At 64.7% G+C, this 15,801-nt stretch carries 14 protein-coding genes; 4 read left to right on the top strand and 10 right to left on the bottom strand.

From position 1 onward, the window contains the following. Positions 1 to 55: 55 nt before the first annotated feature. From AWB66_RS06185 to AWB66_RS06160, 6 genes are all read right to left on the bottom strand, one after another. On the bottom strand, positions 56 to 781 hold the full coding sequence (locus tag AWB66_RS06185) for an amino acid ABC transporter ATP-binding protein (RefSeq protein WP_087629378.1): 726 nt from the start codon (positions 779 to 781) through the stop codon (positions 56 to 58). Further along, on the bottom strand, positions 778 to 1,455 hold the full coding sequence (gene gltK, locus AWB66_RS06180) for a glutamate/aspartate ABC transporter permease GltK (RefSeq protein ID WP_087629377.1): 678 nt from the start codon (positions 1,453 to 1,455) through the stop codon (positions 778 to 780). Before gltK ends, AWB66_RS06185 begins: the two co-directional genes overlap by 4 nt. Next, a complete protein-coding gene (locus tag AWB66_RS06175) occupies positions 1,455 to 2,195 on the bottom strand; it encodes an amino acid ABC transporter permease (protein ID WP_087629376.1) in 741 nt (246 codons plus the stop codon). The genes gltK and AWB66_RS06175 overlap by 1 nt, the downstream gene beginning before the upstream one ends. A 71-nt stretch (positions 2,196 to 2,266) precedes the next feature. Continuing rightward, entirely contained in the window at positions 2,267 to 3,160 is an 894-nt protein-coding gene (locus AWB66_RS06170) for a glutamate/aspartate ABC transporter substrate-binding protein (protein ID WP_087629375.1), read from the bottom strand. Positions 3,161 to 3,425: 265 nt separating this feature from the next. Continuing rightward, positions 3,426 to 4,739, bottom strand: coding sequence for a Glu/Leu/Phe/Val family dehydrogenase (locus tag AWB66_RS06165; RefSeq protein ID WP_087629374.1), 1,314 nt, complete (start codon positions 4,737 to 4,739; stop codon positions 3,426 to 3,428). A gap of 109 nt (positions 4,740 to 4,848) precedes the next feature. Beyond that, positions 4,849 to 5,820 carry a LysR substrate-binding domain-containing protein gene (locus AWB66_RS06160; protein ID WP_087629373.1) on the bottom strand — a complete coding sequence of 324 codons (972 nt, stop codon included), beginning with the start codon at positions 5,818 to 5,820 and terminating at the stop codon, positions 4,849 to 4,851. 328 nt (positions 5,821 to 6,148) lie between these two features. Between AWB66_RS06160 and AWB66_RS06155 the strand changes: the two genes are divergently transcribed. Continuing rightward, complete coding sequence (locus AWB66_RS06155; RefSeq protein WP_087629372.1) at positions 6,149 to 7,546, top strand: MFS transporter; 1,398 nt, start codon at positions 6,149 to 6,151, stop codon at positions 7,544 to 7,546. 52 nt (positions 7,547 to 7,598) lie between these two features. Here AWB66_RS06155 and AWB66_RS06150 read toward each other — a convergent pair whose 3' ends face one another. Further along, positions 7,599 to 9,533: an ABCB family ABC transporter ATP-binding protein/permease gene (locus AWB66_RS06150; RefSeq protein WP_087629371.1), complete on the bottom strand. Its 1,935-nt coding sequence runs from the start codon at positions 9,531 to 9,533 to the stop codon at positions 7,599 to 7,601. On the opposite strand from AWB66_RS06150, the gene AWB66_RS06145 reads away from it, so the two are divergent. Beyond that, positions 9,532 to 9,750 carry a hypothetical protein gene (locus AWB66_RS06145; RefSeq protein WP_087629370.1) on the top strand — a complete coding sequence of 73 codons (219 nt, stop codon included), beginning with the start codon at positions 9,532 to 9,534 and terminating at the stop codon, positions 9,748 to 9,750. The two genes, AWB66_RS06150 and AWB66_RS06145, sit on opposite strands and share 2 nt — an antisense overlap. 27 nt (positions 9,751 to 9,777) lie before the next feature. Continuing rightward, positions 9,778 to 10,173, top strand: coding sequence for an acyl-CoA thioesterase (locus AWB66_RS06140; RefSeq protein ID WP_087629369.1), 396 nt, complete (start codon positions 9,778 to 9,780; stop codon positions 10,171 to 10,173). 12 nt (positions 10,174 to 10,185) lie between these two features. Here the strand turns inward: AWB66_RS06140 and AWB66_RS06135 are convergent, their stop codons facing one another. Together AWB66_RS06135 and AWB66_RS06130 are read right to left on the bottom strand one after the other, a co-directional pair. After that, positions 10,186 to 13,287 carry a sensor domain-containing protein gene (locus tag AWB66_RS06135; protein ID WP_087629368.1) on the bottom strand — a complete coding sequence of 1,034 codons (3,102 nt, stop codon included), beginning with the start codon at positions 13,285 to 13,287 and terminating at the stop codon, positions 10,186 to 10,188. Positions 13,288 to 13,498: 211 nt separating this feature from the next. Next, the gene (locus AWB66_RS06130) at positions 13,499 to 13,978 is read right to left on the bottom strand and encodes a nitrate reductase associated protein (RefSeq protein WP_087629367.1); all 480 of its coding nucleotides are present in this window, start codon (positions 13,976 to 13,978) and stop codon (positions 13,499 to 13,501) included. Positions 13,979 to 14,171: 193 nt separating this feature from the next. On the opposite strand from AWB66_RS06130, the gene fdhD reads away from it, so the two are divergent. Then, on the top strand, positions 14,172 to 15,002 hold the full coding sequence (fdhD, locus tag AWB66_RS06125; RefSeq protein ID WP_087629366.1) for a formate dehydrogenase accessory sulfurtransferase FdhD: 831 nt from the start codon (positions 14,172 to 14,174) through the stop codon (positions 15,000 to 15,002). Positions 15,003 to 15,014: 12 nt separating this feature from the next. Here fdhD and AWB66_RS06120 read toward each other — a convergent pair whose 3' ends face one another. Further along, positions 15,015 to 15,779, bottom strand: coding sequence for an enoyl-CoA hydratase (locus tag AWB66_RS06120; RefSeq protein WP_087629365.1), 765 nt, complete (start codon positions 15,777 to 15,779; stop codon positions 15,015 to 15,017). Between the last annotated feature and the right edge of the window lie 22 nt (positions 15,780 to 15,801).

Here is a 15,801-nt window from a genome sequence, read left to right as displayed (position 1 = left end):
AAAACGGCCTCTTTTGCAAGGGGCCGTTTTTTCATTGCAGCGAGCGAAACGAAGCTCAGTGAAGGATCTTCGCGAGAAAATCCTTCGCGCGATCCGACTTCGGGTTCGCGAAGAACTCTTCCTTCTTGTCGTCTTCCACGATGAGCCCCTTGTCCATGAAGACCACGCGATGCGCGACCTTCTTGGCGAAGCCCATTTCGTGCGTGACGCACATCATCGTCATGCCTTCCTGCGCCAGTTCGACCATCACGTCGAGCACTTCGTTGATCATCTCCGGGTCGAGCGCGGAGGTGGGTTCGTCGAAGAGCATCGCGATCGGGTCCATCGACAGCGCGCGCGCAATCGCCACGCGCTGCTGCTGACCGCCCGACAACTGGCCCGGATATTTCTCGGCGTGAGCGCGCAGTCCGACGCGATCCAGAAGCTTCAACCCCTTCGCCATCGCTTCGTCGTTCGAGCGGCCGAGCACCTTGATTTGCGCGAGCGTCAGGTTCTGCACGATCGACAGATGCGGGAACAGTTCGAAGTGCTGGAACACCATGCCGACCTTCGAGCGCAGCTTCGACAGATTCGTCTTCTTGTCGCCGACGGACTGGCCGTTGATCGTGATCTCGCCCTTCTGGAACGGCTCAAGGCCGTTCACGGTCTTGATGAGCGTCGACTTGCCCGAGCCCGACGGGCCGCACACGACGACCACTTCGCCCTTTTTCACTTCGGTCGTGCAGTCGGTCAGCACCTGGAACGGGCCGTACCACTTGGAAACATTTTTCAAAGAGATCATCTTGCGACCTTTTTCTGAAGACTTTTGACTAGGGCCGATGCCAGCACGCAGACCACGAAATAGCATGCCCCGGCGAAGAGGACCATCTCGACGGTCGTGCCGTCACGGTCGCCCACGTTCGTCGCGGTGCGGAAGAAATCCGCGAGGCTGATCACGTAGACGAGCGACGTGTCCTGAAAGAGCACGATGGCCTGTGTAAGCAAGAGCGGCACCATCGCGCGGAACGCCTGCGGCAGCACGACGAGCTTCATCGCCTGCGCGTAGGTCATGCCGAGCGCGAACGCCGCGTTCACCTGCCCGCGCGAGACCGACTGAATGCCCGCGCGGATGATCTCCGAATAATAAGCGGCCTCGAAGAGCGAGAACGCGACCATCGCGGAGGCGAGCCGGATGTCGATGTCGGCCGAGAGCCCGAGCACATTCTGCAGGAACTGCGGCACGATCAAAAAGAACCACAGCAGCACCATCACGAGCGGGATCGAGCGAAACAGCGTGACGTAGATGTTCGCGAACCATTCGAGCGGCTTGACGCCCGAGAGCCGCATCAGCGCGAGCACCGTGCCCCAGACGATGCCCACGACGATGGCGAGCACCGTGATCTGCAGCGTGATGATCGCGCCGGTCCAGAGGGTCGGCAGCGAGCCGATGACGCCACTCCAGTTGAAATGATGCATCACTTGCCTCCGATGTAGCCGGGCAACCGGGTCTTTGCTTCGACCCAGCGCATCAAGAGCATGACGATCAGGTTGATCAGCATGTAGGCGAGCGTCACCGCGATGAACGACTCATACGTCTGCGCCGTGTAGTCGACGAGCTGGCGCGCCTGCGCCGACAAATCGAGCAGACCGATGGTCGACGCGACCGCCGAGTTCTTGAACACGTTGAGGAATTCCGACGTGAGCGGCGGCACGATGATGCGGTACGCGACGGGCATCAGCACATAGCGATACGTCTGCCATTGCGTGAGCCCCACGGCGAGGCCGGCGGCGCGCTGGCCGCGAGGCAGCGCGTTGATGCCCGAGCGCACCTGTTCGCACACGCGCGCGCCGGTGAAGAGCCCGAGACAGATGATCGACGACGAAAAGAACTGCGCGGTTGGCGGCAGTTGCTTGAACCAGTTTCCGATGGACGGCGGCAGCAGCTCCGGAATCACGAGATACCAGATGAAGAACTGCACGATCAGCGGAATATTGCGGAAGATCGCCACGTAGACCGTGCCGATGCCCGCAAGAAAGCGATTCGGGACCGTGCGCAGGATGCCGAACAGCGAACCGATCACGAGCGCGATCACCCACGCGGCGAGCGACACCGTGACGGTCACCCAGAAGCCGGAAATCAGCCAGCCGAGGTAGGTAGTGGGCTCCCCGGTCGATACCGGACTCAGCAGGATGCCCCAGTTCCAGTGATAAGACATGGACTCACTCCAAAAGAAAACGGAAGAAGCGCGACGCTCCTTCCGTTCCGTTCACCCGATACCCGGAGAGGTTAGTCGATTGCCTTGTCATTCGGGCTCTTGAAGAGAGCCTTGATGTCGTCGCTTTCCGGGAAGTTGAGATTCAGGCCCTTCGGCGGAATCGGGCTTTCGAACCACTTCTTGTAGATCTTGTCGCCGTCGCCCGAGGTTTCGACCTGCGCGATCGCATCGTCGACGACCTTCTTGAACTCCGGATCGTTCTTGCGGATCATGCAGCCGTACGCTTCATGCGACTGCGGCGCACCGACGATCACGAAGTCGTTCGGCGTGTTCGACTTCGCGCGCTCGCCTGCGAGCAGCGCGTCGTCCATCATGAACGCCACGGCGCGGCCGGTCGACAGCGTCAGGAACGACTCGCCGTGATCCTTCGCGCTGATGATGTTCATGCCCATGCTCTTGTCCTGGTTCATCTTGCGAAGCAGGCGCTCGGACGTGGTGCCCGCGGTCGTCACGACGGTCTTGCCCTTCAGGTCGGCCCAGTCCTTCACGCCCGAATCCTTCTTGGTCATGAGGCGCGTGCCGATCACGAAGATCGTGTTCGAAAACGAAACCTGCTGCTGACGCTCGGCGTTATTCGTGGTCGAGCCGCACTCGATGTCGACCGTGCCGTTCTGCACGAGCGGAATGCGGTTCTGCGACGTGATCGGCGTGAGCTTCACCTTCAGGTCGGACATGCCGAGCTTCTTCTTGACGGCGTCGACCACCTTCAGCGCGAATTCATGCGAGTAACCGACGACGTTCTGCTTGTCGTCATAGTACGAAAACGGAATCGACGATTCGCGGTGACCCAGCGAAATCACCCCGGTGTCCTTGATCTTTTTCAGCGTGCCGGCATCCTGAGCGTAAGCGCCCGTGGCGAGAAAACCCAGTGCGGCGAGCGTGAGCGCAACTTTTTTAATCTTCATTTGTTCGATCTCCTGTGGCGAAAACGGGGCAAGTTTAGCAGGGTAATTATTCTGAAAGAATGATTGTTAACCACACGTCTCAAAATTTGAATCCACCGCGCCACACGCCCTGCGACGCGCATTCTAACTGTAGTTTCCATGCAAAAGCAGGCGGCATCCCGCGCGGGATGCCGCCTGCTTTTTTAAAGGGCGCGAACAACGCCTTGCGCGCCCGCGCACGCCGCGCACAAAGGCGTAACAGTGCGCGCGAACTGCGCGCAATCAATCACGGATAAAGACCGCGCATCTCGCGCGCCATCAAGATCCGCGTACAGGCGACGATGAACGCGGCCGTGCGCACAGACACCTTGTGTTCGCTCGACACTTGCCACACCGCGGCGAACGCTTCGCGCATCACGCGTTCGAGTCGCTGGTTGATTTCGTCCTCGGTCCAGAAGAAGCTCGAGAAATCCTGCACCCATTCGAAGTACGAGACCGTCACGCCGCCCGCGTTCGCCACCACGTCCGGGATCACGAGGATGCCCTTGTCGTGGAGGATGTCGTCCGCGGCGGTGGTCGTCGGGCCGTTCGCGCCTTCCACGACGATCTTCGTCCTGATCTTTGACGCGTTCTTCTCGGTGATCTGCCCTTCGAGCGCGGCCGGGATCAGGATGTCGCTTTCGATCGTCCAGAACTCGTCGGCGGAAACCGGGTCCGCGCCGGTGAAACCGCCCACGCCGCCGTGCTTCGCCACGTGATCGAGCAGCGCGACCGTGTCGATGCCCTGCGAGTTATGCAGCGTGCCCGTGTGGTCCTGCACCGCGATCACGTGCGCGCCGGCTTCCTGGAAAAGCCGCGCCGCGATGCCGCCGACGTTGCCGAAACCCTGCACCGCGATGCGCGCGCCTTCGATATCGAAGCCGATGCGCCGCGCCGCTTCCGTGCCGACCACGAACACGCCGCGTCCGGTCGCTTCCTTGCGGCCGAGCGAACCGCCGAGCGAGATCGGTTTGCCGGTCACGACGCCGGTGGCCGTGTTTCCCTGGTTCATCGAGTACGTGTCCATCATCCAAGCCATGATCTGCTCGTTCGTGTTCACGTCGGGCGCCGGAATGTCGGTGTTCGGTCCGATGATGATGCCGATTTCGCTGGTATAACGGCGCGTCAGGCGTTCGAGTTCGCCGCGCGAGAGCGTGCGCGGATCGACGCGGATACCGCCCTTCGCACCGCCGTACGGCACGTTCACGGCCGCGTTCTTCACCGACATCCACGCGGACAGCGCCATCACTTCGGAGAGCGTCACGTCCTGGTGGTAACGCACGCCGCCCTTGCCGGGACCGCGCGACATGTTGTGCTGCACGCGATAGCCCTCGAAATGGGCGACGGTGCCGTTATCGAGTTCGATCGGGCAATCGACGATGAGAATGCGCTTCGGACGCTTGAGCGTTTCGATCCAGCGCGAGAGGGAGCCGAGATACGGTGCGACGCGGTCGACCTGCTTCAGATAGTTACCCCACGGGCCGAGATCGTCGGCCTGAAGGTACGACGGAATGGCATGTTGTGCGGCGGGTGACGGCAGGTCGTGCTTCGGAGATGACATTTACGCTCCAGCGTTTTGGGCAATGCGCACATTGTCGAAAAACACCGTTTCGAAATCCAATGCCGTTTCCTTATCCGATTATGCATTTCGCGCATAACGTCGGAGAAGCTTATCCTGCCTGGTTTTCCGGCGATGCCTTCAGCACTTCCTCGCCTACCGCATCCCACAGGCTGCGTATAAGCGCCTGGCGCGGATCGTCGCCTTGCGAAGCGAGCTTGTCGCGGTAGAGGCGGATTTCCATCGTCAGCGTGAACTGACCGGCGGGCACGCCGCGCGTTCCCCGGTCGAGCCGGATCAGGCGCCCTTCCTCGACCGCATCCTCGACGGCGCTGTGCGGCAGGAACGCGATGCCGTGCCCTGCGAGCGCCATCGCCTTGAGGCCCTCGGCCATGTCCGTTTCATACACCTTGTCGAGATGCGGGCGCGTCGGCGCGGTCGCGATGATCACCTCGGTCATGCGGCCGAGATAGGCATTGGGCGTGTACGACAAATACGGCGCCGGCGCTTCGGCGCTCGCGGGCAGCGTGTAGCGCGCCCGGCCGCCCTTGCCGACCGCCGAGAACGGACTGATCGGCTCGGTGCCGAGCGTGAGCATGTCGTAGCGCGCGGGATCGAGCGCGACCGGATGGCTCGGATGGTGATAGCCCATCACGAGATCGCAGCCGCCTTCGACGAGCGACAGGACCGCATCGTGCACGTTCAGCGCGCGCAGTCGCGTGTGAATGCGTCCGAGCCGCGCTTCGATGCGTTGCAGCCAGCGGGGGAAATAGGTGAGCGAGAGCGTGTGCGGCACGGCGAATTCGATCGTCGCGGCGGGCGCGCCGCCCTGGCCGCGCAGGAGCGTGCGCGCTTCATGGAACTGCGAGAGCATCGCGAGCGCCTGCTCATAGAAGACCTGGCCTGCTTGCGTGAGGCGGGTCGGATACACCGAGCGGTCGATGAGTTCCGTACCGAGCCACGCTTCGAGCGCCTGGATGCGCCGCGAAAACGCCGGCTGCGTGATATGGCGCAGTTCCGCCGAGCGGCTGAAGCTGCGCGTCTCCGCGAGCGAGACGAAGTCTTCGAGCCATTTGAGTTCCATGCTGGGTCCTTTCCCTCATCCGCGCGGCCGGCGGCGAAGCCCGCATTTTAGCGGCGCATCGCCGCGCCGCGCGCCGCCCGGCGATGCGTCATCGCACCATTCTCACGCAGCGCGCACCCGGGCGGTGCCGCGGCGCAGCGTCGACGGTGCGCCTGGATGCGCGACGCCATGCCACTGGAGCCGCGCTGGAACCCGCGCCAACATTCGCTTCCGGCGATCCGTCGAAAAGATGCACGCCATTGGCATGAGGCTTGCAATTTCCGGGACCGCCCGCGCGCGAGAACAAACGACGACAGACGAATCGCGCCGCCCCACTCGAGGACCCTTGATGAAGAACCTGACGACATCGCTGAAAACCGGCAACTGGCGCTCGCTCCTCGCCTGCTTCCTGTACTTCGATACCGGCTTCACCGTCTGGGTGCTGTACGGCCCGCTCGCGCCGTTCATCAGCAAGGACATCGCGATGACGGCCGCGCAACAGGGCTTTCTCGTCGCGGTGCCGGTGCTGGCTGCCGCCATCCTTCGCGTGACGCTCGGCAACCTGTACCAGTCGACGGACGGACGGCGCGTCGCGCTGATGGGCGTCGTGCTCTCCTCCATTCCGACGATCGTCCTGCCGCTCCTGCCGGGCGTGCCGTCCTATTCGCTGATGCTCGTGCTCGGCGTGTTCCTCGGCATGGGCGGCGCGAGCTTCGCTGTGGCGCTGCCGATGGCGGGCAGTACCTACGCGCCGAAAGTCCAGGGCCTCGTGCTCGGGCTGGCCGCGGCGGGCAACATCGGCGCGGTGCTCGACGGCTTCCTGTTCCCGCATCTCGCCGAAGCGTTCGGCTGGAAGGCATCGACGGCAGCCGCTTTGCCGCTGCTCGCGATCACGGCCGTGGCGCTCTACGCGTGGGCGGCGGATGCGGGCGAAAAGACCGGCAGCACGCTGCGCGCGCTGACGGGTTTCGCGGTGACGCTCGTCGGGCTGATCGTGCTCGTGCTGGCCGTGCACGGCGGCGTGTTCGGCACGGGACGCACCGGCGTGCTGATGTTGCCGGTGATCGGCGCGCTGCTCGCCATCGCGGTGCTGCCGAAGCGCTATCGCGCGGTGCTCGGCGAACGCGACACCTGGGTCGTCATGCTGATCTACAGCATCACGTTCGGCGGTTTCGTCGGGATGTCGTCGTACGTGACGCTGCTCCTCACCACGCTCTATCAGATGCCGAAGATCGAAGCCGGCCTCTTCATGGCGCTGCTGGCGTTTCTCGGCGCGATCGTGCGGCCGTTCGGCGGCTACGTCGCGGATCGCGTGACGGGCGTGCGCGCGCTCCTCGTGCTGCTCGTCGTGATCGCCGCCGCCGACTTCACCTTCGCGATCTGGATGCCGCCCGTCGCCGGCGGGATCGTGCTGCTGATCTGCCTCTACATCGCGTTCGGCCTCGGCAACGGTTCGACCTTCCAGCTCGTGCCGCAGCGCTGGAAGGGCAAGACCGGACTGCTGTCGGGGATCGTCGGCGCCGCGGGCGGGATCGGCGGCTTTTATCTGCCGGTGATCATGGCGATCGCCAAGGAAAGCACCGGCAGCTATCAGATGGGCTTCGCGACCTTCGGCGTGCTCGCGACCTGCGCGTTCGGCCTCCTGCTCGCGCTGCGCTCGCAATGGCTGCGCTGGGCGGCGCCGGCGATGGCCGTCGGCAGCGCGCCGGGCGGCGTGGCGATCTCGACCGCGCACGCGACGGAATAACGCTCGCTTCGCGCAACACACAGCGCCGGTGCCGCGAGGCACCGGCGCTTTTTCATGCCCGCGCGGTGTCCTGCGCGATGCCGTGTGCTGTACCTTGCTGATCGACCGCATCCCGGTCGGCGCGCGGCTCTTCCGCCCGCTGCTGCTGCAGCGCCCACATCTGCGCGAAGAGGCCTCCGGCGAGCAAGAGATCGGCATGCGTTCCGCGCTCGACGATCCGCCCATGATCCATCACGATGATCTGCTGCGCGTGCACGACCGTCGACAGCCGGTGCGCGATGATGAGCGTCGTGCGCTCGCGCGCGATCGAATCGAGTTCATGCTGGATCGCGCGTTCGGATTTCGAATCGAGCGCGGACGTCGCTTCGTCGAAGATCAAAAGCGGCGGGTTCTTGAGCAGCGTGCGCGCGATCGCGACGCGCTGCTTCTCGCCGCCCGAGAGCTTCAGCCCGCGCTCGCCGACCGGCGTGTCGTACCCGGCCGGCAGGCTTTCGATGAAATCGTGGATATGCGCCGCGCGCGCCGCCGCGATCACTTCGTCGCGCGTCGCCGACGGACGCCCGTAGGCGATGTTGTAGTAGATCGAATCGTTGAAGAGCACCGTGTCCTGTGGCACGATGCCGATCGCCGCGCGCAGCGAGTCCTGCGTGACGTCGCGAATGTCCTGGCTGTCGATCAGGATGCGCCCGCCGTGCGCGCGGTCGAGGTCGTAGAAGCGAAAGAGGAGCCGCCCGAGCGTCGACTTGCCCGAGCCGCTGTGACCGACCACCGCGGTCGTCGTGCCCGCGGGAATCGTGAAATCGACGCCGTGCAGGATCGGCCGCGCGGCTTCGTAGCCGAAGCTGACGTTCTCGAAGCGCACCCCCGCGCCGCCGACGACGAGCGCCTCCGCACCGGGCGCGTCGGGCACTTCACGGCCAGCCGCGAGCAGTGTGAACATGCGGTCCATGTCGGTGAGACTCTGCTTCAACTCGCGATATACCACGCCGAGGAAATTCAGCGGAATGTAGAGCTGCAGCATGAACGTGTTGATCAGCACGAGATCGCCGAGCGTGAGGCGTCCCGCCATCACGCCCTGGGTCGCGCGCCAGAGAATGAACACGAGCCCCGTGCCGATGATCGACTGCTGCCCGAAATTCAGCATCGAGAGCGAACGTTGCGACTTGATCGCGGCCGTCCGGTAACGCTTCAGGTTTTCGTCGTAACGCTCGGCTTCCCATTGCTCATTGCCGAAGTATTTGACCGTCTCGTAGTTCAGCAGCGAATCGATCGCGCGCGAGTTCGCCTTCGAATCGAGATCGTTCATCGTGCGCCGGAAGTGCGTGCGCCACTCGGTCACCTTCACCGTGAACACGATATACACGACGAGCGCAATGAACGTGACGATCGCGTAGTACGCCTCGTACTTCGTCGCGAAGAAGCCGAGCACGAGGCCGACTTCGACGAGCGTCGGCAGGATGCTGTAGAGCGAATACGACACGAGTTGCTGGATGCCGCGCGTGCCGCGCTCGATGTCGCGCGACATGCCGCCCGTCTGCCGCTCGAGGTGAAAGCGCAGCGACAGTGAATGCAGATGGCGGAACACGCGCAGCGCGAGCGTGCGCACGGCGCTCTCGGTCACCTTCGCGAAGAGGATCTCGCGCAGCTCGGTGAAGAGCGACGTGGAAAGCCGCACGACCGCATATGCCACGACGAGCAACCCGATGCCGCCGATCAGCACGATGCCGGGCGAATCGTTCGCGCGGCCGAGCGCGGTGAGATGCTGCACGGAGGCGAGGCCATCGACGATCTTCTTCATCACGATCGGCACGCCCAGATTCGCGACCTTCGCGCCGATCAGGCAGGTGAGCGCGAACGCGACCCGCCACTTATAGGTCGCAAGATACGGCAGCAGCGAGCGGATGGTCTGCCAGTCGTTGCGCGGGCCTTTCTGGAGCGGCGCCGGCTCGGTGTGGGAGGAACTGGACGAACTGGATGAGCGGCGCATGAATTCTGGATCGGCATGGGCACGCGGCGCGCCGGTCGTGACCGGTGCGCGGGCAGCGCTGTATCGCGGTATCGCGGGGCGGGAGCACGTCGAGGACGCATGCTTTCCCGTACAATCCGATGAACCGCGCGGCCATTGCGACCTTCGTCGCGCGGCCGTCGCGGCATCGTTTCATGCGTTCATTGTCGCAGATGGCGGCATCTACCGCTCACGCTGACCGAAGCGCCCTTACCGGACTCCACCGATGACCGACCCAATGCAACTTCCAGACAAGCCGGTCGCGCTGCGCGTGATGCCGCAGCCCTCCGATTCGAACGTCCACGGCGACGTGTTCGGGGGCTGGATCATGGCGCAGGTCGACATCGCCGGATCGATTCCCGCCAGCCGTCGCGCGAACGGGCGCGTCGCGACCATCGCGGTGAACTCGTTCATCTTCAAGCAGCCGGTGTTCGTCGGCGATCTGCTGAGCTTCTACGCCGACGTCGTGAAGACGGGCAACACGTCGGTCACGGTGTCGGTCGAGGTGTATGCGCAGCGCATGCGCCTGAACGGCGAGGTCGTGAAGGTGACGGAGGCGATGCTCACCTATGTCGCCACCGATCGCGACCGCCGTCCGCGCGCGCTGCCCGCCATCGACTGACGACCGCCGCGCTCAGTTCAGCGTGATCCCGTGCTGCAACAGCCCGGGAATGTCGTCGCGCGGCATCGGGCGCGAAAAGTAGTAACCCTGCATCTCGTCGCAGTCGCGTGCGCGCAGGAATTCGTGCTGCGCGGACGTCTCGACGCCCTCCGCGATCACCTGCAATTCCAGCGAATGCGCGAGCGCGATGATCGCCGAGGTGATCGTTTCGTCGTCGCCGCATGTGCCGATGTCGGCCACGAACGAGCGGTCGATCTTGAGCCGGTGCACCGGGAAGCGTTTCAGATACGCGAGGCTCGAATAGCCGGTGCCGAAGTCGTCGATCGCGATGCCGATGCCGAGCGCCGACAATTCCGCCAGCATCGTGATCGCCTCCTCGGCGTTGCGCATGATCGTGCTCTCGGTGAGTTCGAGCTCCAGGTACTTCGGCTCGAGCCCGGTTTCCTCCAGCACGGACGTCACGAGCCGCGCGATATCGCGTTGCTGGAACTGCCGCGCCGAAAGGTTCACCGAGACTCTCGCAGCAGGCAATCCGGCATCCTGCCACGCCTTGTTCTGCCGGCATGCCTCGCGCAGCACCCACTCCGAGAGCGGCCCGATGAGCCCGCTCTCCTCCGCCACCGGGATGAACGACGCCGGCGACACGAGCCCGTGCTCGGGGTCCATCCAGCGCACGAGCGCCTCGATCCCGACGATGCCGCCCGTCGTCATGTCGACCTGCGGCTGGTAATGCAGGATGAACTCGCCATCGCGCAGCGCGCGCCGCAGCCGCCGCTCGACGTTCATCCGCGCTCCGACGCTCGCGTTCATCTCCGGCAGATAGAACTGGAAGGTGTTGCGGCCCATGTCCTTCGCGCGGTACATCGCCAGGTCGGCTTTCTTCAGCACCGTTTCGGCGTCGTCGCCGTCCTGCGGGAAGAGGCTCGCGCCCATGCTGCAGCCGACATACAGCTCCGTACCGTCGAGCCACACCGGCTCCGAGATCGCCGCGCGCACGCGCTCCATCCAGGCGATCAGCGCCGTTTCGTCGGCGAAACCGGGCAGCACGATCACGAACTCGTCGCCGCCGTGACGCGCCACCGTATCGCCCGCCCGCGCGCAACGCGCGAGACGTTCCCCGACCACCGCGAGCAGCCGGTCGCCGACGCTGTGACCGAGACTGTCGTTGACGTTCTTGAAGCCGTCGAGGTCGATGAACACGACCGACAGCTTCGTGTCGTGCCGGCGCGCGTGGTCGATCGCCTGCTGGAGGCGCTCGCGCAGCAGGTTGCGGTTCGGCAGGCGTGTGAGCGTGTCGTAGTTCGCCTGATATTCGAGTTGTTCCTGATAGCGGATCAGGTCGGTGACGTCGTGGATGACGCCGATGTGATGCGTCGTATGGCCGTTCACGTCCGGCACGGGCGCGACGAACAGCTGGTTCCAGAACAGCGCGCCGTCCTTGCGGTAGTTGCGCAGCACCGCGCTCACTTCGCGATTGACCGCAAGCCCGCGGCGAATCGTATCGAGCCCTTCCTGCTCGGGATCTTCGCCGTGCAGGAAGCGGCAATCGCGGCCGATCACCTCGGCCGGATCGTAGCCCGTGATGCGCTTGAACGCCGGATTCGCATACTCGATCACGTTGCCGCCGTTCGCCGGACCGGTGATCAGAATGGCATTGACGCTCGCGTCGAGCGCGCGGCTTTGCAGACGCAACGCGAGTTCCGAGCGCTTTCTCTTCGTCACGTCGTGATACGAACCGAGCACGCCGATGATCTGCCCTTCGCCGTCGGTGAGCGGCAGCTTGCTCGCCACCACGGTGCGCAGCGTGTCGCCGACCATGATGTCCTGTTCGAAGTGCATCTTCGGCACGCTCGTCGTGATCACCTCTTCGTCGTCGGCGCGCAGCACGTGGGCGAAGGCGCCCCACGGCAGTTCGTCGTCGGTCTTGCCGATCACCTGCTCGTTGTAGGCGAGGCCGGCGTCGCGCGCGAACGCGTTGTTGCAGCCGAGATAACGCGACTCCCGATCCTTCCAGAACACGCGCTGCGGAATGTTGTCGATCACGGCTTCGAGCATCTCGTTCGAACGCCGCGCCTCGGCTTCGGCGTTGATGCGGTCGGTCACGTCGTTCGCGAGCATGAAGAGGCCCGGCCGTCCCGAATAGACGAGCGCGTGATACGAGACGTCCGCGCTGATCGACGAACCGTCCCTGTGGCGGTGCCGCCATACGCCCGCCGAGCGCTGCCCCGGCGCCTCGTCGTTCGCGCTTCGCGCGAGCCGCGCCGCGAACAGGGCGAAGTCTTCCGCGCAATGCAGGTCGGGGAGCGTCAGGTTCATGAACTCGGGTTCGGTGTAGCCGTAATGCTGGAGCGCCGCCGGGTTCACGGCGACGAAGCGCATCGTCTCGCTGTCGACGATCCACATCGGCACCGGATGCGAGTCGAAGAGCCCGCGAAAGCGCTCGTTGCTGCGCTGCATCGCGCGGGCGATGCGCAACTTGCCGCGCGCCGAGTGCTCGTGGCTCGCGAAGGTGTAGATCAGCACGCCGCTGCCCGCGAGCATCGTGACGATCAGAAGCAGCATCGCGTGGCCGGATGCCTCGGTCGAGACATCGAGCGCCGAGGTCAGCGCGATGTCCTCACGGGCACGCAGCGCGGCGAGTTCTTCGTCGACGGCCCGCTGGTCTTCCGCGATCTGCGCGAAAAGCGCATCGACCCAGTCGCGCAACGCGCCGGGTCTTGCCTTCATCGCCCGCTCGAAAGCGGAATGCGAGTCGCGCTTCATGACGGCGGCTGCGCGCGCGAGCGCGTCGAACGCGCCGTCCATGCCCGGCTCGATGGCGAACTGGGCGCGCAGGCTGCTTTCGAGCGCGTCGATATGCGCGGTACGCGCTTCGCGCACGGCGGCCGATTCGAGCGTGCCGGTCGCCTCGAAGCGGCTGAGCGCGGTCAGATTTTCGCCGAGTGTGCTGCGATAGGCGTCCAGGTCGCGCATCACGCTCATCGAGCGGAGCGTGCGCGCGTCGGCTTCGCTCTGACCGCTGATCTGCCGGTAAGCGACGAACGCATTCGCGCCGAGCGCGAGCAGCACGACGGCGACATTGACCAGCAAGCGCCTGGAAAAGAATGGGATCATGGGCTACGGGCGTCATCCGTGAAAGCGCGCGGAGGCGGTTTCGCGAGCGCCATCGAAACAGCGCACGAAACCGGCGCGCGGACCTGTCGTCCACGCCGCGATCTCTGGATAACGGCAGCCGCGCCGCCGGGTTTAGGGCAGCGGCCAAAAAAAATCCCTGAAGCGCTTAAATGCAGCGCTTCAGATGGTCAGCGATGACCGCGCTTTGGCGTCACTCCGCGAGCCCGAACTCGCGCATGGCGGGCAGGAAGTCATGATTCAACTCGCCCGTGCGGCGCGCGAGCTTGGCGAGCGCATAACGCTGGAACGGGTCGAGCGCGCCCCAGCGCGACAGGCTCGGCGCGCTCACCCCCGCGAGACTGCTCTGCCGGATCACGGTCTCCGGCACGGCGTCGGCGTGGGCCCAGACCGGCTCGGCGTCGGGCGTGAACTTCTCGGGTTCGGCGTTCGCATGCGTGCGCAACATCTCTTCGACCGCGCGATCGAAGTTCGGCTCGATCTCGCTGTCGACTTCGACCGGGAAGCGCGCGAGCAGCACGCGGTCGTCGTGAGGGAGCATCTGCCACTGATCGAGCGTTATCCGCAGACCAAAGCGATCCAGGTTGAAACGCACGGCAAGGGGAATGAAGCGCAGATTTTCGGACGACTCGACTTCGAATTCGAACAGACGCGCGGCGTCGTAAAGTCCCATGACAGTTGCCTCGTTGGCGTGATGGCGAGCATCGGCATGCTTCGCCGGCTTAAGTTATTGTAGGGCCTCGGACGACAAATATACCCACAGTTGCGGCGCCCCTGCATGGGGTCGCGCACGCTCCTTCGTCGATTCGGCAGCAAACGTTATGCCCGTGCCGTGAGCGCGGGCCCGCTCCAGGGAAAACAGCAAAGTGAACGAACTCGACACGGACGACCAGCCCGGATACATCGAGCGCCAGGTGCGCCGCCATCGCATCGGCGACACGACGATCGCCTCGGACAACGTCGGGCAGGAATGGCCCGTCGCGCTCGTCTACAACGGCATTTCGCACGCGGTGATGATGTGCACGCCGCGCGACCTCGAAGCATTCGCGGTCGGCTTCTCGATCACCGAAGGGATCGTCGAGCGCGGCAGCGACATCCACGACATCGAGGTGTTCTTCCGCGATAGCGAAGACGCCGTCTTGCCACATGCGGAAGTGCATCTGCAAGTGGTGCAGCAGGCGTTCGTCGCGCTGAAGGACAAGCGGCGCGCGCTCGCCGGCAGAACCGGCTGCGGCGTATGCGGCATCGAAAGCATCGAGTTGCTCGACCTGCAGCCCGAACGCGTGCCGGACACGGGCTTTCTCGCGCGCGTGGCCGACGACGCGATCGCCCGCGCCGCGCGCGAACTGCCCGCGCATCAGCAGTTGACGAAGCTGACCGGCGGCCTGCACGCGGCCGCATGGTGCGACGCGAACGGCGCGGTGCGCTACGCGTTCGAGGACGTCGGCCGGCACAACGCGCTCGATAAGCTGATCGGTCATCTGATCCTGAACCGCGAGGACACGACGCAAGGCTTCGTGTTCCTGTCGAGCCGCGCGAGCTATGAGCTCGTGCGCAAATCGGCGCGCGTCGGCGTGCCGATGGTCGTCACGATATCCGCGCCGACGTCGCTCGCCATCGCCATCGCGAAAGAGGCCAACCTGCGGCTCGTGAGCTTCGCGCGGGAGAAGAGCTTCGTCGAATACGACGTGGAGTAACGCGCGACCCGGCTAGTCGAAGCGGCTGAAGTCCGGCTTGCGCTTGTCGAAGAACGCCTGGAACGCCTCGCGCGCTTCCGGCGCCTTCAGCATCGTGCCGAAGTGCCCGGCTTCCTCGTCGATGCGATGCGCGACGGCGGCGGCATCCGCGCTTTTCATCAGCGACTTCGAGAGGCGCAGCGACGAAGCGGGCAGCGACGCCAGCTTATGTGCCTGCGCCAACGCGAATGCATCGACTTCGGCGGCGTCCAGCACGCGATTCACGAAGCCCATGCCGACGGCTTCCTGTGCATCGAACGCTTCGCCGAGCAGCAGCTTTTCCGCCGCGCGCTGATAGCCCGCGACGCGTGGCAGCAACAGGCTCGACGCCGCTTCCGGACAGAGCCCGAGTTGCACGAACGGCATCGAGAATCTGGCCGTCGAGGCTGCATAGACGAGGTCGCAGTGCAGCAGCATCGTCGTGCCGACGCCGACCGCCACGCCCGTCACCGCCGCCACCACGGGCTTCGGCGCGCTGCTGATGCGGCGCAGGAACTGGAGCACGGGCGCATCGTGGTCGGTGTTCGGCGCCTTCATGAAGTCTTCGAGATCGTTGCCCGCGCAGAACGCGCCGCCGTTGCCGCGAAGCAGCACGACGCGCACGCTCGCGTCCTTCTCCGCTTCGAAGAAGGTGTCGGCCAGTTCCTGGTACATCGCGGCCGTGAGCGCGTTCTTCTTGTCCGGCCGGTTGAGCGCGATGGTCAAGACGCCGCCGTCACGCTGGATCAGAATGTCCATCTTTGTCCCCTATGTAAAAGGC

This window comes from Caballeronia telluris, from assembly GCF_001544495.1.
Taxonomy (GTDB): Bacteria; Pseudomonadota; Gammaproteobacteria; order Burkholderiales; family Burkholderiaceae; genus Caballeronia; species Caballeronia telluris.
Note: the sequence above shows the minus strand (reverse complement) of the source record. Positions and strands in the feature narration are given on the sequence as shown.